The 17,877-nt window shown below is 60.5% G+C and carries 16 protein-coding genes; 11 read left to right on the top strand and 5 right to left on the bottom strand.

Annotated elements, in window-relative coordinates:
* Positions 1-175: 175 nt before the first annotated feature.
* Positions 176-1,411, bottom strand: a complete 1,236-nt coding sequence (locus ACQ4OB_RS13960; RefSeq protein WP_430955873.1) for an acyl-CoA dehydrogenase family protein — start codon at positions 1,409-1,411, stop codon at positions 176-178.
* 348 nt (positions 1,412-1,759) lie between these two features.
* Between ACQ4OB_RS13960 and sfnG the strand changes: the two genes are divergently transcribed.
* On the top strand, positions 1,760-2,854 hold the full coding sequence (gene sfnG / locus ACQ4OB_RS13955; protein ID WP_074876751.1) for a dimethylsulfone monooxygenase SfnG: 1,095 nt from the start codon (positions 1,760-1,762) through the stop codon (positions 2,852-2,854).
* 120 nt (positions 2,855-2,974) lie between these two features.
* On the opposite strand, the gene ACQ4OB_RS13950 is transcribed toward sfnG, so the two are convergent.
* Positions 2,975-3,451: a DUF1348 family protein gene (locus ACQ4OB_RS13950; protein WP_010460010.1), complete on the bottom strand. Its 477-nt coding sequence runs from the start codon at positions 3,449-3,451 to the stop codon at positions 2,975-2,977.
* A 56-nt stretch (positions 3,452-3,507) separates the two neighbouring features.
* Positions 3,508-4,071: a TetR/AcrR family transcriptional regulator gene (locus ACQ4OB_RS13945; RefSeq protein WP_074876746.1), complete on the bottom strand. Its 564-nt coding sequence runs from the start codon at positions 4,069-4,071 to the stop codon at positions 3,508-3,510.
* 238 nt (positions 4,072-4,309) lie between these two features.
* Here ACQ4OB_RS13945 and pssA point away from each other — a divergent pair, with 238 nt between their 5' ends.
* The 7 genes from pssA to ACQ4OB_RS13910 all read left to right on the top strand — a co-directional run bounded on the left by pssA (position 4,310) and on the right by ACQ4OB_RS13910 (position 12,682).
* Positions 4,310-5,653 carry a CDP-diacylglycerol--serine O-phosphatidyltransferase gene (pssA, locus tag ACQ4OB_RS13940; protein WP_074876745.1) on the top strand — a complete coding sequence of 448 codons (1,344 nt, stop codon included), beginning with the start codon at positions 4,310-4,312 and terminating at the stop codon, positions 5,651-5,653.
* A gap of 55 nt (positions 5,654-5,708) precedes the next feature.
* Positions 5,709-6,725 carry an AraC family transcriptional regulator gene (locus ACQ4OB_RS13935; RefSeq protein ID WP_074876742.1) on the top strand — a complete coding sequence of 339 codons (1,017 nt, stop codon included), beginning with the start codon at positions 5,709-5,711 and terminating at the stop codon, positions 6,723-6,725.
* Positions 6,726-6,977: 252 nt separating this feature from the next.
* The gene (locus ACQ4OB_RS13930; RefSeq protein WP_430955872.1) at positions 6,978-8,642 is read left to right on the top strand and encodes an AMP-binding protein; all 1,665 of its coding nucleotides are present in this window, start codon (positions 6,978-6,980) and stop codon (positions 8,640-8,642) included.
* A 16-nt stretch (positions 8,643-8,658) separates the two neighbouring features.
* Positions 8,659-9,420: an SDR family NAD(P)-dependent oxidoreductase gene (locus tag ACQ4OB_RS13925; RefSeq protein ID WP_074876737.1), complete on the top strand. Its 762-nt coding sequence runs from the start codon at positions 8,659-8,661 to the stop codon at positions 9,418-9,420.
* A gap of 12 nt (positions 9,421-9,432) precedes the next feature.
* On the top strand, positions 9,433-10,626 hold the full coding sequence (locus ACQ4OB_RS13920) for an acetyl-CoA C-acyltransferase (RefSeq protein WP_074876735.1): 1,194 nt from the start codon (positions 9,433-9,435) through the stop codon (positions 10,624-10,626).
* A gap of 140 nt (positions 10,627-10,766) precedes the next feature.
* On the top strand, positions 10,767-11,894 hold the full coding sequence (locus ACQ4OB_RS13915; RefSeq protein WP_102615452.1) for an acyl-CoA dehydrogenase: 1,128 nt from the start codon (positions 10,767-10,769) through the stop codon (positions 11,892-11,894).
* Positions 11,895-11,908: 14 nt separating this feature from the next.
* Positions 11,909-12,682: an enoyl-CoA hydratase gene (locus ACQ4OB_RS13910; RefSeq protein WP_030131385.1), complete on the top strand. Its 774-nt coding sequence runs from the start codon at positions 11,909-11,911 to the stop codon at positions 12,680-12,682.
* A 171-nt stretch (positions 12,683-12,853) separates the two neighbouring features.
* Here the strand turns inward: ACQ4OB_RS13910 and ACQ4OB_RS13905 are convergent, their stop codons facing one another.
* Together ACQ4OB_RS13905 and ACQ4OB_RS13900 are read right to left on the bottom strand one after the other, a co-directional pair.
* Positions 12,854-14,005 carry an acyl-CoA dehydrogenase family protein gene (locus ACQ4OB_RS13905; protein ID WP_430955871.1) on the bottom strand — a complete coding sequence of 384 codons (1,152 nt, stop codon included), beginning with the start codon at positions 14,003-14,005 and terminating at the stop codon, positions 12,854-12,856.
* A 3-nt stretch (positions 14,006-14,008) separates the two neighbouring features.
* Positions 14,009-15,115 (bottom strand): enoyl-CoA hydratase/isomerase family protein, encoded by a 1,107-nt coding sequence (locus tag ACQ4OB_RS13900; protein WP_430955870.1) that lies wholly within the window; start codon positions 15,113-15,115, stop codon positions 14,009-14,011.
* 446 nt (positions 15,116-15,561) lie between these two features.
* Between ACQ4OB_RS13900 and ACQ4OB_RS13895 the strand changes: the two genes are divergently transcribed.
* The 3 genes from ACQ4OB_RS13895 to ACQ4OB_RS13885 all read left to right on the top strand — a co-directional run bounded on the left by ACQ4OB_RS13895 (position 15,562) and on the right by ACQ4OB_RS13885 (position 17,850).
* Positions 15,562-16,341 (top strand): transporter substrate-binding domain-containing protein, encoded by a 780-nt coding sequence (locus ACQ4OB_RS13895; protein ID WP_074876729.1) that lies wholly within the window; start codon positions 15,562-15,564, stop codon positions 16,339-16,341.
* 76 nt (positions 16,342-16,417) lie between these two features.
* Entirely contained in the window at positions 16,418-17,143 is a 726-nt protein-coding gene (locus tag ACQ4OB_RS13890) for an ABC transporter permease (RefSeq protein ID WP_033054762.1), read from the top strand.
* Positions 17,140-17,850: an ABC transporter permease gene (locus ACQ4OB_RS13885; RefSeq protein WP_074876727.1), complete on the top strand. Its 711-nt coding sequence runs from the start codon at positions 17,140-17,142 to the stop codon at positions 17,848-17,850. The genes ACQ4OB_RS13890 and ACQ4OB_RS13885 overlap by 4 nt, the downstream gene beginning before the upstream one ends.
* Positions 17,851-17,877: the final 27 nt, after the last annotated feature.

Raw genomic sequence — 17,877 nt, 5'->3', positions numbered from 1 at the left:
CTGCGGGGAAGGGCCGATATCTTACCTATAAAGTTGTCCTCCTACAGCTGATCGTTCCCACGCTCTGCGTGGGAATGCCGCCATGGACGCTCTGCGTCCGCTGTTAACGCTGGGACGCGGAGCGTCCCGGGATGCATTCCCACGCGGAGCGTGGGAACGATCAGCGCGGTGGTGGTTAGTTGTGCGGACCATTGCCGATCTGCCACACAAACGGCGGTTCGGTCCCGTTGATCGCCCAGTCCCCGACAATCCGCGCCTTGTAGATCACCGGATTGTGTGACGACACCGTCCGCGCATTGCGCCAATGCCGGTCCAGCGATTTACCCACCCGAGTATCCGAAGCCCCCAGCGCATTGAACAGCGCTGTGGTCGCTCGCTGGATCAACTCCGACACCACCACCTGCGCCTTGGCCGATTCGATTTCCGCCGCGACATTAGCTTCTTTTTCCGCGGCCTCATCACCCGAGAAACGCGCCAGATAAGCCCGCTGCGTCGGTTGTGCAGCCTTCAAGGCGCTCGCTTCGGCCGCATACACCAATGCCGCGATTTCGCCGACCACTTGCTGCACCTGCGAATCCTGGCTGACATGCTGCGCATTGCCATGGCTGTAGATGCGTTTGCGTTCACGCACCTGATGAGCCACATCGCGCAACGCCGCACGACCGATCCCGGCCAGGGTTGCCAGCAGCACCAACTGATAAAACGCGGTCTGGTATTTGAAGCGAGTGGCGAAGTCGATGATGTTCTCGGCCTCTACATCGGCATCGATAAACCGTGAAGTACCACTGCCGGTGGTGCGCTGGCCGAAGCCGTCCCAGTCGTCGCTCAGCACGATGCCCGGCTGGCGGGTCCGGACTGCGGAAATCACATCGGCGCCGGTGTCGCTGCGTTGCGCGTACACATCGATCCAGTCGGAAAACAGGCTGCCGGTGCTGTAGAACTTCTCGCCGTTGAGCTTCCATTGATCGCCGTGAGGCGAGACTTTGGTGATGACGTCGCCAATCGCCACGCTGCCGGTTTCGGTCCAGGCGTTGCCAACGATGTCACCGTCGACGAAGCGCTTGAACCACAGATCCCGCGCCGACCCGGGTGGCGAGTTCAAGCGATCCTCAGCGAATGCGAAATGTCCGCGCAAGGCCTGAGGGATGTTGGAGTCGGCTTCGGCCAGTTCGATCAGCAACTCAAACAGTTGTGGCAGGGAGGCACCGCCACCGCCGTATTCAATCGGCACCCGCACCGCGCCGAAACCGGCGTCCTTGAGCCACTGAATCGGTTCGTACGGAAGACTGCGGGACTGTTCGCGCTCAACGGCACCGGTGGCGATGCGCTGGAAGATCGGCCGGAATCTTTCGGCAAGCGCTTCATAGTCGGTGCCAATGGACAGCGGATTGATTACCTGGTGTTCGGTCATGGGACAGCTCCTTGGGGCGGCAGTAGAAAGTGTTGCGTTTGCCAGGGGCAATTGCAGGGTCCATGCCGAAACTCGCGAGCCAGGATTTACTGGAGAAACTGGATGTCGGTACGCAGTGAATTGTTGCTGTAACAACAGTGCATCAGCAATTTGCCCCAGGCACACCACACTTTGTGGCGAGGGGGCTTGCCCCCGTTGGGTCGCGAAGCGGCCCCAAAAAATCGGACTGCTGCGCAGTCGAACGGGGGCAAGCCCCCTCGCCACAAAGTTCGCTCACCTCAAGATTTCAACGCTGGCACGGTTGCTGCTCTCACCCCAGGACATCCCTAACGTCCCGAGGACATGCCAATGAGTCAGCAAGCCGTCAAATTTGCCTACTGGGTGCCGAACGTCAGCGGCGGGCTGGTGGTCAGTAAGATCGAGCAACGCACCCACTGGGGCATCGACTACAACCGCAAACTGGCGCAACTGGCCGAAGAGGCGGGGTTTGAATACGCCCTGACGCAGATCCGCTTCACCGCCGGTTACGGCGCCGAGTACCAGCACGAATCGGTTGCCTTCAGCCACGCGCTACTCGCCGCCACCACCAAACTGAAAGTGATCGCCGCGATCCTGCCCGGCCCTTGGCAACCGGCGCTGGCGGCCAAGCAGTTGGCAACCATCGACCAGCTGACTAACGGCCGGGTGGCGGTGAACATTGTCAGTGGCTGGTTCAAGGGGGAATTCCAGGCGATTGGCGAACACTGGCTGGAACACGACGAGCGTTATCGCCGCTCCGAAGAATTCATCCGCTCGCTGAAAGGCATTTGGAGCCAGGACAACTTTAGCTTTCGTGGTGACTTCTACCGCTTCGACAACTACAGCCTCAAACCCAAACCGCTGGGTCAGCCGGAAATCTTTCAGGGTGGCAGTTCCCGCGCGGCTCGGGACATGGCGGCACGGGTTTCGGACTGGTACTTCACCAACGGCAACACCCCGCAAGGCATCAAGGCCCAGGTCGATGACATCCGCGCCAAGGCGGCGGCGAACAATCATTCGGTGAAAGTCGGCGTGAACGCGTTTGTCATTGCCCGCGACACCGAAGAAGAAGCGCGAGCGGTGCTGGCGCAAATCATCGATCAGGCGGACCCCGAGGCGGTGAATGCGTTTGGCGATGCGGCGAAGCAGGCGGGCAGGGCGTCACCTGAGGGTGAGGGCAACTGGGCCAAGTCGACGTTCGACGATCTGGTGCAGTACAACGACGGCTTCAAGACCAACCTGATCGGCACGCCGCAGCAGATTGCCGAGCGGATCGTCGCGTTGAAAGCGGTGGGCGTGGACCTGGTATTGGCGGGGTTTCTGCACTTCCAGGAAGAAGTGGAGTATTTCGGCAAGCGGGTGTTGCCGTTGGTGCGTGAGCTGGAAGCTAATGCAGCGGCCAGGCAGCAGGCCGCGGTCGCCTGAACACCCCAAAACCCTGTGGGAGTGAGCCTGCTCGCGATAGCGGTGTAACAGGCAACTTATTTGTTGAATGTTCAACCGTCATCGCGAGCAGGCTCACTCCCACATTTGGTCTATGTGAAGTTACAGGCCCAGGTCGGACAAGCTTGGGTGATCGTCAGGCCGGCGGCCCAGCGGCCAGTGGAACTTGCGGTCGCTTTCCTTGATCGGCATGTCGTTGATGCAGGCAAACCGATTGGCCATCAAACCGTTTTCGTCGAACTCCCAGTTTTCGTTGCCATACGAGCGGAACCAGTTGCCCGAGTCGTCGTGCCATTCGTAGGCATAACGCACGGCGATGCGGTTGCCGGTAAAGGCCCAAAGTTCTTTGATCAGGCGGTAATCCAGTTCCTTGGCCCATTTGCGCGTCAGGAAGCCTTTGGCTTCTTCGCGGTTGTAGGCGAACTCGGCGCGGTTGCGCCATTTGGTGTCCAGGGTGTAGGCCAGCGATACCCGTTCCGGGTCGCGGGAGTTCCAGCCATCTTCGGCCAGGCGTACTTTTTCGATGGCCGACTCACGGGTGAACGGCGGCAATGGCGGACGAACTTCGGCATTAGACATTAATAGTCTCCCTATCAAAGTAAAGTTCTAGCAAGTTGTCGGGCTTGATTAAAGTGTTACAGGTCCAATAACTTTCGCGCCATGCATTGCGCATTATCGGCGGCACTGTGATCACCCATGACAAGCGCCACGGTAATGGCACCGTCGATCAGGATCAGCAGCTGTTTGGCCAGCGTCTCCGGGTCTGTGGCGCCATGTTCGGTGCAGAGCTCGCGCACGTAGTCGAGCAGCTTCTGTTTATGCTCTTTGGCAACCAGGCGAACCGGGTCTTGCGGGTCGCCGGTTTCGCCACTGGTGTTGATGAATGCACAGCCACGGAAGCCTTCGGAGGCGAACCAGGCCTTAAGTACGGTAAACAGGTTGAGCAAGCGGTCGGCCGGCGTTTCGGCCTGGTCGACTTCGCTTCTGTACCAGTGCATCCAGCGCACATCACGGCGTTGCAGCGCCGCGACGGTGAGCTCCTCCTTATTGGCGAAGTAGCGGTAAATGCTCTTTCTGGAGACGCCGGCGGTTTTCACCAGAAGATCCATCCCGGTGGCCGCGATGCCACTTTTGTAGATCAACTTTTCGGTGACGTCCAGAATGATGTCGCGTGTGTCGTTGCTGGTTATTTCGTTCATGTTGCGAACAGTAGAACGATCGTTCTCCTTGGTCAAGCAATTGTTTTTGACTGTTCGTTCCCATGCGCCGCAAAGGAATGCCGCCATGGACGCTCTGCGTCCGCCGTTGATGTGACGCAGAGCGTCACGGGATGCATTCCCACGCAGAGCGTGGGAACGATCAATGTGGTGGGAAGACCCGAGCCGATCCATGGTGTAAGCTCTCGGGTTCTTCGGATTCGACCTTTTTGCGAGCCCTATGCCGTCGCTTTTCAAACGCTCTCTGCTGCCTAAACTGCGCAGTTTTCCGCTGACCGCCGATGCCGTCACCTTCCTTTCCGGTGCTGCCGAGTTTCGTCGGTGCCTGCTGGAAAAGATCGCCAGCGCCACCCGACGCATCTATATCGTCGCGCTCTATCTGCAACAGGATGAAGCCGGTCAGGAAATTCTCGATGCCTTGCACGCGGCCAAACTGGCACGTCCGGAACTGGACGTGGTGGTCGTCGTTGACTGGCTGCGCGCCCAGCGCGGCTTGATCGGCGCCGGCAAGCAGCCGGGCAACTCGGCCTGGTATCAGGAAACCACCCGCACTCATGCCAGTGAAGTGCCGGTGTATGGCGTTCCGGTGCAGACCCGAGAGCTGTTCGGCGTGTTGCATTTGAAGGGCTTCGTGATCGACGATTGCGTGATCTACAGCGGCGCGAGCCTGAACAACGTTTACCTGCACAAATTCGACAAGTACCGCTACGACCGTTATCACCTGCTGCAGAACAGCGCCCTGGCCGATTCGATGCAGCACCTGATCCAGCACGGTCTGATCGCCTCCAAAGCGGTGCATCGTCTGGATTTGCCAAACCTGCCGACCACCCGCAGCCTGCGCAACGACATCGGCGACCTGCGCAGTCGCCTCAAGCACGCGGCGTACGACACCACGACTGGCACCACGGAAAAGGGCAGTTTGTCGGTCAGCCCGTTGCTCGGTGTCGGCAAGAACAACCCGTTGAGTCGAGTGATTTGCGAGTTGATCGCCAGCGCTCAGCATCAACTGACCATCTGCACGCCGTACTTCAACCTGCCGCTGGCCGTGACCCGGGAAATCAACCGGGCACTGGCGCGCGGCGTGAAGATCGACATCATTGTCGGCGACAAGACGGCCAACGACTTCTACATTCCGCCGAGCGAGCCGTTCAAGGTGATTTCGGCGCTGCCGTACCTTTACGAGATCAGCCTGCGGCGCTTCGCCAAGCGTCATCATCGCAGCGTCGACAGCGGCCAGTTGAACCTGCATCTGTGGCGTGACGGCGACAACACCTATCACCTCAAGGGCATGTGGATCGACCAGCGATACACTTTGCTGACCGGCAACAACCTCAACCCGCGGGCGTTCCGGCTCGATCTGGAAAACGCCTTGCTGATCGATGATCCGAAAGGCGAGTTGCTGGAGCCGCGACGTAAGGAGCTGGCGGAGATTTTCGAGAACACCCGTCGCATCGAGCGATACCAGGAACTGGAAACGCTGCTGGAGTACCCGCCAGGGGTGGCCAAGTTTCTCAAGCGCGTGAGTCGGGTGCGGATCGAGCGGTTGTTGTACCGGATTCTGTAGCACGGCGGGCAAATAGGCCCACCACTTCAAACAAGAACAGGGCTTAGCTCGGTCAATGTCGGAAAAAGACACCATCTCCATTCAACTGGTGCGTGAAGCACTGTTGCAAAGTTGCGCCCCCGGGGCGACCACCGATGAGGTGTTGACCAAGGTCGGTATCGATCCGGCACTGCTCGACAGCAGCGATGCACGCGTGCCGGCCACTGCTTATGCGCGTCTGTGGCGTTTACTGGCCCGACGCGGGGACGATGAGTTTTTTGGCATGGACCCGCGCAAACTCAAATCCGGCAGTCTTGAGTTTCTCTGTCGCTGCTCCATGGTCCAGCCGAGCCTGGCTGCCGGCCTGACCTCGGGTTTGAGCTTTTTGTCGTTGATGCTCGAACACCTGCCCGCGCAACTGGTTCGTCAGCAAAGCCTGGCGGAAATCGTCCTGCTCGAAGACGACCAGGACCCGCGCCGCGCCTTCACGTATTTCACCTACTGGATGATCGTTCACGGCGTCGCCTGCTGGCTGGCGGGGCGACGAATTCCGATCCTGGCCATCGAGTTGCGCTGCCCGCAGCCTGACTTCTGCGATGACTATCAGGTGATGTTCTCCGAGAACCTGCGTTTCGACCGGCCGCGCACGCGGATGATTTTCTCCGCCGAGTGCCTGGACTTGCCGATCAAGCGCAGCCCGGAAGAACTCAAGCGTTTCCTGGCCCATGCGCCGGCCAATATTCTGGTCAAGTACCGCGACCCGGAGAGCCTGGCCAGCCGGATCAAGCACGATTTGCGACAACTGCCCGCCGAACACTGGCCGGAAACCGAACCCCTGGCACAACAGCTGTGCATGTCGGCTTCCACCTTGCGTCGACGCCTGGCCGAAGAGGGCCAGACTTACCAGGGGCTCAAGGACAGCGTGCGCAAGGAGTTGGCGATTGTCTGGCTGGCAGAACCGACCATCAGCTTTGCCGAGATCGCCACGCGGCTGGGCTTTGCCGATACCAGCTCGTTCTACAAGGCATTTCGCAAGTGGTCGGGGTCAAATCCCGGGCATTACCGCAGCCTGATCCTCAACGAAGCCAGCTGACTGATCCGAAGCCTGTGGTGTCTGGGCTGACGCTATCGCGAGCAGGCTCGCTCCCACATTTGGAATGCGTTCCCCTGTGGGAGCGAGCCTGCTCGCGATGAGGCCCTGGCAGGCGCCGTATCTCTCCAATCTTGGCCAAACCAGTCACGCAACTTGATAGCTTTGACCATTGTCCCGCGCCCCGCGCAGAGCGAGTATTTCCTTGTTAATCGAGGTTCCCCAGCCTAATAAAAAAACAAAGGGATTCTGGCAATGCGCGATTACTTGTCTGCTACATCACAGTTCAATTATCAGCACACCGTCAACGCTGCACTTGCAGGCGATTTGACTGCCCTCAATGCCTGCGTCGAGTGTTGCGACCGGCATGCCTTGCCGGGGCGTATCGCGCTGTTCTGGGAAGGCCGCGATGGCGCCAGCGCGACCTACACTTTCAGCGACTTGCAGGACAAAGCCGCGCGTCTCGCTAATTTCCTGCTGGCCCAGGGCGTGAAAAAAGGCGACAAGGTTGCCGGTCTCCTGCCACGTAACATCGAACTGTTGATCACCGTATTCGCCACCTGGCGCATCGGCGCGGTCTACCAGCCGCTGTTCACGGCATTCGGCCCGAAAGCCATCGAACACCGCCTCAGCTCCTCGGGCGCCAAAGTGGTGGTCACCGACGCGGGCAATCGTTCCAAACTTACTGAAGTCACCGACTGCCCGACCATCGTCACCGTGGCCGGCCCCAAAGGCCAAGGCATCGTCCGCGGCGATTACAGCTTCTGGGCCGAACTGGCCAATTATTCTGCCGAGTGCGAACCGGTCCTGCTGACGGGCGAAGACCCGTTCCTGCTGATGTTCACCTCGGGCACCACCGGTCCGTCGAAAGCGCTGTCCGTTCCGCTCAAGGCCATCGTCGCCTTCCAGAGCTACACCCGTGACGCCGTGGACTTGCGCCCTGAAGACGCCTTCTGGAACCTCGCCGATCCGGGTTGGGCCTACGGCATTTATTTCGGGGTCACCGGGCCGATGGCCATGGGGCATCCGATCACCTTTTACGATGGCCCGTTCTCCCTCGAAAGCACCTGCCGGGTGATCAACAAATACGGGATCACCAACCTCACCGGTTCGCCGACGGCCTATCGCCTGTTGATCGCCGGTGGCGACGAGTTCGCCCGTTCGATCAAGGGCAAGCTGCGCATCGTCAGCAGCGCCGGTGAGCCGCTGAACCCGGAAGTGATTCGCTGGTTCGCCGACAACCTCGGCGTGGTCATCCACGACCACTATGGCCAGACCGAACTGGGCATGGTGCTGTGCAATCACCATGGCCTGGAGCACCCGATCCACATGGGCGCCGCCGGTTTTGCCTCGCCGGGCCACCGCATCGTGGTGCTGGATGACGAGTACAAGGAACTCGGCGTCGGCCAACCGGGCATTCTGGCCATCGATCGCACCCAGTCGCCGATGTGCTGGTTCGCCGGTTACGAAGGCGCACCGACCAAGGCCTTCGTCGGCAACTATTACCTGAGCGGCGACACCGTCGAGTGGAACCCGGATGGCAGCATCAGCTTCGTCGGTCGCAGCGACGACGTGATCACCACCTCCGGCTATCGCGTCGGTCCGTTCGACGTGGAAAGCGCGTTGATCGAACACCCGGCCGTGGTGGAAGCGGCGGTGGTCGGCAAGCCCGATCCGGAACGCACCGAACTGGTCAAAGCCTTTGTCGTGCTCAGTCCGCAATACCGCGCGGCGCCGGAACTGGCCGAAGAATTGCGCCAACACGTGCGCAAACGACTGGCCGCACACTCGTACCCCCGTGAAATCGAGTTTGTCAGCGAATTGCCGAAAACCCCAAGCGGCAAATTGCAGCGCTTTATCTTGCGCAACCAGGAAATCGCCAAGGCTCAAGAGGCCGCCGCGAAGAACGTTTCAGCTTGAATCCAAGGAAACAATGATGCAGATCGAAAACAAGGTTTTTCTCGTCACCGGCGGTGCATCCGGCCTCGGTGCGGCCACGGCTGAAATGCTGGTCGCGGCCGGTGCCAAAGTGATGCTGGTGGACATGAACGCCGAAGCCGTTGCGGCCCAGGCCGAACGTCTCGGCGCGCAAAGCGTGGTGGCGGACATCAGCAACGAAGCTGCGGCCGAAGCTGCTGTGCAGGCGACGGTCAAAGCCTTTGGTGGCCTCAATGGCCTGGTCAACTGCGCCGGCATCGTGCGCGGTGAGAAGATTCTCGGCAAGAACGGCCCGCACCTGCTGGCCAATTTCAGCCAGGTGATCAACGTCAACCTGATCGGCAGTTTCAACATGCTGCGCCTGGCCGCGGCGGCGATTGCCGAAACCGAAGCCGATGCTGACGGCGAGCGCGGCGTGATCATCAACACCGCCTCGGCTGCCGCCTATGACGGCCAGATCGGTCAGGCCGCGTATGCCGCCTCCAAGGGCGCGATCGTCAGCCTGACCTTGCCCGCCGCCCGTGAACTGGCGCGCTTCGGCATCCGCGTGATGACCATCGCCCCGGGCATTTTCGAAACCCCGATGATGGCCGGCATGACCCCGGAAGTCCGCGCATCTTTGGCGGCTGGCGTGCCGTTTCCGCCACGCTTGGGCAAACCGAGCGAGTATGCCGGGCTGGTCAGGCATATCATTGAAAACAGCATGCTCAATGGCGAGGTGATCCGTCTCGACGGCGCCTTGCGCATGGCCGCCAAGTAAGGAGGATTTGTCATGACTATTTCCAACGATCCCATTGTTATCGTCAGCGCCGTCCGCACCCCGATGGGCGGTTTCCAGGGCGAACTGAAAAGCCTGACCGCACCGCAACTCGGTGCTGCGGCGATTCGCGCCGCCGTCGAACGTGCCGGTGTGGCGCCAGACTCGGTTGAAGAAGTGCTGTTCGGTTGCGTCCTGTCCGCCGGCCTTGGCCAAGCGCCAGCGCGTCAGGCTGCATTGGGCGCCGGGCTGGATAAATCGACCCGCTGCACCACCCTCAACAAGATGTGCGGTTCGGGCATGGAAGCGGCCATTCTGGCCCACGACATGCTGGTGGCCGGCAGCGCCGACGTGGTTGTCGCCGGCGGCATGGAAAGCATGTCCAACGCGCCGTATCTGCTGGACCGCGCCCGTAGCGGTTACCGCATGGGCCACGGTCGCGTCCTTGACCACATGTTCCTCGACGGCCTGGAAGACGCTTACGACAAGGGTCGCCTGATGGGCACCTTCGCCGAGGATTGCGCTGAAACCAACGGTTTCACTCGTGAAGCCCAGGACGCGTTTGCCATTGCTTCGACCACCCGCGCGCAGCAGGCGATCAAGGATGGTAGCTTCAAAGACGAGATCGTGCCGCTCACCGTGACCGTCGGCAAAGAGCAGGTGCTGATCAGCAACGACGAACAGCCACCGAAAGCCAAACTGGACAAAATCGCTTCCTTGAAACCGGCGTTCCGCGATGGCGGCACGGTGACGGCGGCGAACTCCAGCTCCATTTCCGACGGCGCTGCGGCACTGGTGTTGATGCGCCGTTCCGAAGCTGAAAAGCGCGGCCTGAAACCACTGGCAGTGATTCACGGCCACGCGGCGTTTGCCGACACCCCGGGCTTGTTTCCGGTGGCACCGGTGGGCGCGATCGAGAAGCTGATGAAGAAAACCGGCTGGTCGCTGGACGAAGTCGATCTGGTCGAAGTCAACGAAGCCTTCGCCGTGGTCAGTCTGGTGACCATGACCAAACTGGAAATCCCCCACGAGAAGATCAACGTTCACGGCGGCGCCTGCGCCCTCGGCCACCCGATCGGCGCATCCGGGGCGCGGATCCTCGTGACCTTGCTCTCGGCGCTGCGCCAGAAAGGCCTGAAACGCGGCGTTGCAGCGATCTGCATCGGCGGCGGCGAAGCCACGGCCATGGCCGTTGAATGCCTGTACTAGGTCAACCTCACCCCTGTGGGAGCCAGCCTGCTGGCGATGACGGTGTGTCATAAAAGTAGACATTGACTGACACGACGCCATCGCCAGCAGGCTGGCTCCCACAGAGTTCTGTGCCGTACCCCGGATTTAAAGGATTCACCATGATTCCCAATGACGAACAACTTCAGATCAGCGACGCGGCCCGGCAGTTTGCCCAGGAACGGCTGAAACCGTTCGCCGCCGAGTGGGACCGCGAGCATCGCTTCCCCACGGAAGCCATCGGCGAGATGGCCGAACTGGGCTTCTTCGGCATGCTGGTGCCCGAAGAGTGGGGCGGTTGCGACACCGGTTACCTGGCCTACGCCATGGCCCTGGAAGAAATCGCGGCCGGCGACGGCGCCTGCTCGACCATCATGAGCGTGCACAACTCGGTGGGTTGTGTGCCGATTCTCAAGTACGGCAACGACGACCAGAAAGAACGCTTCCTCAAACCGTTGGCCAGCGGCTCGATGCTCGGGGCGTTTGCCCTGACCGAACCGCAGGCCGGCTCCGACGCCAGCGGCCTGAAAACCCGTGCCCGTCTGGAAGGCGATCACTACGTGTTGAACGGCTGCAAGCAGTTCATCACCTCCGGGCAGAACGCCGGGGTGGTGATCGTGTTCGCCGTGACCGATCCGAGTGCTGGCAAGCGCGGCATCACCGCATTGATCGTACCGACCGATTCGCCAGGCTATAAAGTCGCACGGGTCGAAGACAAACTCGGCCAGCATGCCTCCGACACTTGCCAGATCCTGTTCGAGGACGTGAAAGTGCCGGTGGCCAACCGCTTGGGCGAGGAGGGTGAAGGTTATCGAATCGCCCTGGCCAACCTCGAAGGTGGCCGTGTCGGCATCGCTTCGCAATCGGTGGGCATGGCCCGCGCTGCGTTCGAAGCGGCCCGCGACTATGCCCGCGAGCGTGAAAGTTTCGGCAAGCCGATCATCGAACATCAAGCGGTCGCGTTCCGCCTGGCGGACATGGCGACCCAGATCGCCGTCGCCCGGCAGATGGTGCATTACGCGGCGGCGCTGCGTGACAGCGGCAAGCCGGCCTTGGTCGAAGCGTCCATGGCCAAGCTGTTCGCCTCGGAAATGGCTGAGAAAGTCTGCTCCTCGGCGTTGCAAACCCTCGGCGGTTACGGTTACTTGAACGATTTCCCGCTGGAACGGATCTACCGCGACGTACGCGTTTGCCAGATCTACGAAGGCACCAGCGACATTCAGCGCATGGTTATTTCGCGCAATCTTTGAGAAGGAAGCTACTTGTGAACTACGAAACGATTTTGTTGGAAACCCATGGTCGCGTTGGCCTGATCACCCTGAACCGTCCGCAAGCGCTGAATGCGTTGAACGCGCAGATCGTCAGCGAGCTGAACCACGCCCTCGATGGCCTGGAAGCTGATTCGAACATCGGCTGCATCGTGCTCACGGGCTCGAAAAAAGCCTTCGCGGCCGGCGCCGACATCAAGGAAATGGCCGAGCTGACCTACCCGCAGATCTACCTCGATGACCTGTTCAGCGACAGCGATCGCGTGGCTAACCGCCGCAAGCCGATCATTGCCGCCGTCAACGGTTTCGCCTTGGGCGGTGGGTGTGAACTGGCGCTGATGTGCGACTTCATCCTGGCCGGCGACAACGCCAAGTTCGGTCAGCCGGAAATCAACCTCGGCGTACTGCCGGGCATGGGCGGCACCCAGCGCCTGACCCGCGCAGTGGGCAAGGCCAAGGCCATGGAAATGTGCCTCAGCGGTCGCTTGATCGATGCGGTGGAAGCGGAGCGTTGCGGGATTGTCGCGCGGATTGTTCCGGCTGATGAGTTGCTGGAAGAAGCGTTGAAAGTCGCGGCGCTGATTGCCAAGAAGTCGTTGCCGATTGCAATGATGATCAAGGAAAGCGTCAACCGCGCGTTTGAAGTGAGCCTGTCGGAAGGTGTGCGTTTTGAACGTCGGGTGTTCCATGCGGCGTTTGCCACACAGGATCAGAAAGAAGGGATGGCGGCGTTTATTGCCAAGCGTGAAGCCGAATTCCAAGGCAAGTGATGTAGCGCCCTTGAAGGCTCTTTCGCGAGCAAGTCGAAGCTTTGATCGTTCCCACGCTCTGCGTGGGAATGCATCCTGTGACGCTCTGCGTCACGCTTGAGAAGGGACGCGGAGCGTCCCGGGCGGCGTTCCCACGCAGAGCGTAGGAACGATCAGTTCTGTGGCGTTGATTTAGACCAGGTAGTGCTTCAACTCCCGGGCAATCACCATCCGCTGTATCTCGCTCGACCCTTCATAAATCTGCGTAATCCGCGCATCCCGGTAGTAACGCTCCACCGGGTAATCCTCCAGATACCCATACCCGCCATGAATCTGCATCGCCGACGAACACACTTTCTCGGCCATCTCCGACGCGAACAATTTGGCCTGTGAAGCCTCCGACAGACACGGCTTGCCGGCACTGCGCAATCGCGCGGCATGCAGGATCAGCAGTCGTGCCGCGTTCAACCGGGTGTGCATGTCGGCCAGCATGTTGGCAATGCTCTGGTGCTCGATGATCGGCTTGTCGAACTGTACCCGATCCCGCGAATAGGCCAGCGCCGCTTCAAACGCCGCGCGGGCAATGCCCAGCGCTTGTGCCGCGATGCCGATGCGGCCGCCTTCGAGATTGGAGAGGGCGATGGCCAGTCCTTTACCGCGCTCACCCAACAGGTTGGCTTCAGGAATCGTGCAGTTGCTCAGGGTCACCGCGCAGGTATCGGACGCGCGAATGCCCATTTTGTGTTCGGTGCGATCAACGATGAAACCCGCGGTATCGGTCGGCACCAGAAACGCCGAGAGGCCGCGCTTGCCGAGGTCCGGATCGGTCACCGCAAACACAATGGCCAGTTTGGCCCGTTTGCCGTTGCTGACGAATTGCTTGGCGCCGTTGATCACCCACTGGCCGTCGCGCAGTTCGGCGCGGGTGCGCAGGTTGTGGGCTTCGGACCCAGCCTGGGGTTCGGTCAGGCAGAAGCAGCCGATGGCCTGACCGCTGGCCAGATCCGGCAGCCAGGTCTGTTTCTGTTCTTCGGTGCCGTAGTTGAGGACCGGACCGCAACCCACGGAGTTGTGAATGCTCATCAGTGCGCCAGTGGCGCCGTCACCGGCCGAAATCTCTTCCACGGCCAAGGCGTAGGCGACGTAGTCGACATAGGTGCCGCCCCATTCCTCGGGCACCACCATGCCCAACAGGCCCAGTTCACCCATCTTCGCCACCAGACCGTCATCGATCCAGCCGGCCTTTTCCCAGGCCTGGGCGTGGGGGGCGATTTCGCCGCGGGCAAAGTCCCGGGCCATGTCGCGGATCATGACTTGCTCTTCGCTCAATTCGATATCGTGCATGGCTCAGCTCCCGCTTTGGTCAAAACCGCTGAAGAAACTCGCGACGTGCTCGGCGTCCAGCGCCGGCAAGGTCGGCGGGTTCCAGCGCGGCTTCTTGTCTTTGTCGATCAGCAAGGCGCGCACGCCTTCGATCAGGTCGCCGCGCTCGAACCACTGACGGTCCAGGTGCAGCTCAAGGGCGAAGCAGTCTTCAAGACTCAAGTGCCGACCACGACGGAGCATTTCCAGGGTCACGCCCATGGCCAGCGGTGAACGGCTTTCCAGCAGGTCGGCGGTGGTCATGGCCCACTCGTGGCTGTCGGCGACCGTTACTTCACGCAGTTGCTCAACAATACTCGGCACATCGGGCAGGGCGAAGAAGTGATCGATGGCCGGACGCAACGCGCTCAATGGCGCGTCGGGTAGCTGTTGCACCGCCAGTTTCGCCAGCAGACCTTGAAGGTCCTTCAACGGCGTTTCGTGCCATTCGAGTTGATCGAGTTGCTCGTCCAGCGTGCCCAGCTTGTCGCTTTCCAGGTACCAGTCGGCCAGGCCGCAATAGAGCGCATCGGCCGCACGGATCTGCACGCCGCTGACGCCGAGGTAAATCCCCAGTTCACCGGGAACGCGCGGCAGGAAATGGCTGCCACCGACATCGGGGAAATAACCGATCGCCACTTCCGGCATGGCCAGACGGCTTTTCTCGGTGACCACCCGCAAGTCGGCGCCTTGCACCAGGCCCATGCCGCCACCCAGGACAAAACCGTCCATCAAGGCGAGCACAGGTTTGCGGTAATGGTGAATCGAGAGGTCGAGGGCGTATTCCTCGACGAAGAAATCTTCGTGCAGCGTGTCGCCGTTCTTGAAGCTGTCGTACAGCGAACGGATGTCGCCGCCAGCACAGAACGCCTTCTCGCCAGCACCGCGCAACACCACCGCGTGTACGTGCGGATCCAGTGCCCAGGCGTCGAGCTGACGCTGCAGGTTGCGCACCATGTTCAGGGTAATGGCGTTGAGGCCGGCGGGGCGATTGAGGGTCAGGTGACCGATGTGGTTGCGAACCTCGGCCAGCACTTCGTTTTGCGTGGCATCCATGGACGAAGTCCGCGGAGAAGAAACCTGAGCAGTCATCACTAACTCCCTGCTTTTATTGTTCTTTATAGAGAAGCTCGCGCGCGAGCGATGCTGGATCGTAACAGTGCAAATTTGTGATGTACAACCGGCATATGTGCAGGTCTTGCCTGCATTTTTGTAATGGCAGTGGAGAATTCCTTTCTGAATACGGCGGTGGGCCGGGCTCACGACAGATTCGGCTGTCAAAACAGCCTTATCAGCGCAATCCGGGTGTCTACACCGGCCCGTACGACACCTGTACCCGCTCATCTCTTGGCATTCTGGCCTCGGGTTTGAAGCCTTCTGCCGAGGGTTTCAGGCCGGGTGCCGCTGAGTGCGGCCCACCGTGCAAAACAATAAGAACGCTGTTGCGGTGTTAGCCGCATCGACTCTCTGTTCCTGCCCATAAAGGTGGCCGGGTTAGCCTGGCCGCGATAATTCCAAATAAATCGGGATTCAAGAAGATGAAGACTAGATGGCTGAGCTTGTCGGCAATCGCATTGCTGTGCTGCACCACCGGCGCCAGTGCCAAGGAATGGAAGGAGCTGCGATTCGGCGTCAACCCGAGCTACCCGCCTTTTGAATCCTCCACCGCCGATGGCGGCGTGCAGGGCTTTGGCGTGGATTTGGGCAATGCGATCTGCGCCGAATTGAAGGTTAAATGCGTGTGGGTCAGCAATGACTTCGACGGGCTGATTCCGGCGCTCAAGGCGGGCAAGTTCGATGCCATCGAATCGTCGATGACCGTGACCGATGCGCGCAAAAAACAGATCGACTTCACCGACCGCCTGTATGCAGGGCCGACCGCCATCGTCACTCGCAAGGATTCCGGGCTGTTGCCCACCGCCGAGTCGCTGCAGGGCAAGACCATCGGTTACATGCAGGGCACGATCCAGGAAACCTACGCCAAGGCCAAGTTGGGGCCGGGCGGTGTGAAACTGCGGGCCTATCAGAATCAGGATCAGGTCTACGCCGACCTGGTATTTGGCCGTCTCGACGCCTCGATCCAGGACAAAATGCAGGCGCAGATGAGCTTTTTGACTTCCCCTCAAGGCGCTGACTTCAAGAACAGTGAAGGCATCAGCGACCCGCTGGTGCCTTCCGACATCGCCATCGGCGTACGCAAGGGCAACGAAGAACTCAAAGGCATGCTCAATGCCGCCATCAAGGCCCTGCATGACAAGGGTATCTACGCGCAGATCCAGCAGAAACACTTCGGCGATCTGGACCTCTACAACTACTGATCCCCGCGCCCCAAAGGCTGCGTCCTGGTGACAGGCGCAGCGCTTGCGCGCGGGCGCCTCAAGACAGGTGACTGACGTGAACTCCTTCCTGAATCTGATCGGGGTCGATCTCTCGGCCCTGCAAGGCTATGGCCCATTGTTGCTGCATGGCACCTGGGTCACGCTGAAATTGTCAGCGCTCTCGCTGCTGGTGAGCATGGCGCTGGGCCTGCTCGGCGCGGCAGCGAAACTGTCGCCGCTGAAGCTGTTGAACCTGCCGGCAACCTTCTACACGACGCTGATTCGCGGGGTGCCGGACCTGGTGCTGATGCTGCTGATTTTCTACAGCCTGCAAGGCTGGCTGAGCAGCCTGACCGAAGCCATGGACTGGCCCTACATGGAAATCGATCCGTTCGTGGCCGGGGTCATCACCCTCGGTTTTATCTACGGCGCGTATTTCACCGAGACCTTTCGCGGGGCGATTCTGAGCGTGCCGCGCGGCCAGCAGGAGGCCGCCGCGTGCTTTGGTCTGAACCGCTGGCAGCGATTCCGCTTTGTGGTGTTCCCGCAAATGATGCGTTTCGCTTTGCCGAGCCTGGGCAATAACTGGCTGGTACTGCTCAAGGCCACGGCGCTGGTGTCGATCATCGGTTTGTCGGACCTGGTCAAGGTCGCGCAGGAAGCCGGAAAAAGTACCTTCAACATGCTCGATTTCCTGCTGCTGGCAGCGGCGCTGTATTTGCTGATCACCAGCGCTTCGAACTACGTTTTGCGCGTGCTGGAACGGCGCTATAACCAGGGTGTGCGGGGGATGGCACGATGATCGAGTTGATTGCCGAATACTGGAAACCCTTTCTGTTCAGCGACGGCTACAGTCTCACCGGGTTGGCCATGACGTTGTGGCTGCTGGTGGCGAGCATTGTGATGGGGTTCTTCCTGTCGTTGCCCTTGGCGATCATGCGCACCTCGCGCTGGGGCCTGCTGCGCTGGCCGGTTCAGCTGTTCACCTACGTGTTTCGCGGTACGCCGCTGTATATCCAGTTGCTGATTTGCTACAGCGGGATCTACGGCATCGCGGTGGTGCGCTCGCAACCGTTGCTCGAAGCATTTTTCCGCGATGCGATGAATTGCACCTTGCTCGCGTTCACGCTCAACACGTGTGCCTACACCGTTGAAATCTTCGCTGGGGCGATTCGCAGCATTCCCTATGGTGAAATCGAGGCCGCACACGCCTATGGCTTGAGCGGTTGGCGCCTGTACCTGCGGCTGATTCTGCCTTCGGCGTTGCGCCGGGCACTGCCGTATTACAGCAACGAAGTGATCCTGATGTTGCACGCGACCTCAGTGGCGTTCACCGCCACCATTCCAGACATCCTCAAAGTCGCCAGGGACGCCAATGCCGCGACCTTCATGACGTTCCAGGCCTTCGGCATTGCCGGGCTGCTGTACCTCGCGCTGTCGTTCGGCCTGGTCGGCGCCTTCCGGTTCGCAGAGAAGCGTTGGCTGGGTTTTCTCGGCCCGACTCACTAAATCCCATTTTCTGTCCAGAGCGGTGCC

Origin of the sequence: Pseudomonas sp. ES4 (genome assembly GCF_050586665.1) — a bacterium.
GTDB lineage: Bacteria > Pseudomonadota > Gammaproteobacteria > Pseudomonadales > Pseudomonadaceae > Aquipseudomonas > Aquipseudomonas frederiksbergensis.
Note: the sequence above shows the minus strand (reverse complement) of the source record. Positions and strands in the feature narration are given on the sequence as shown.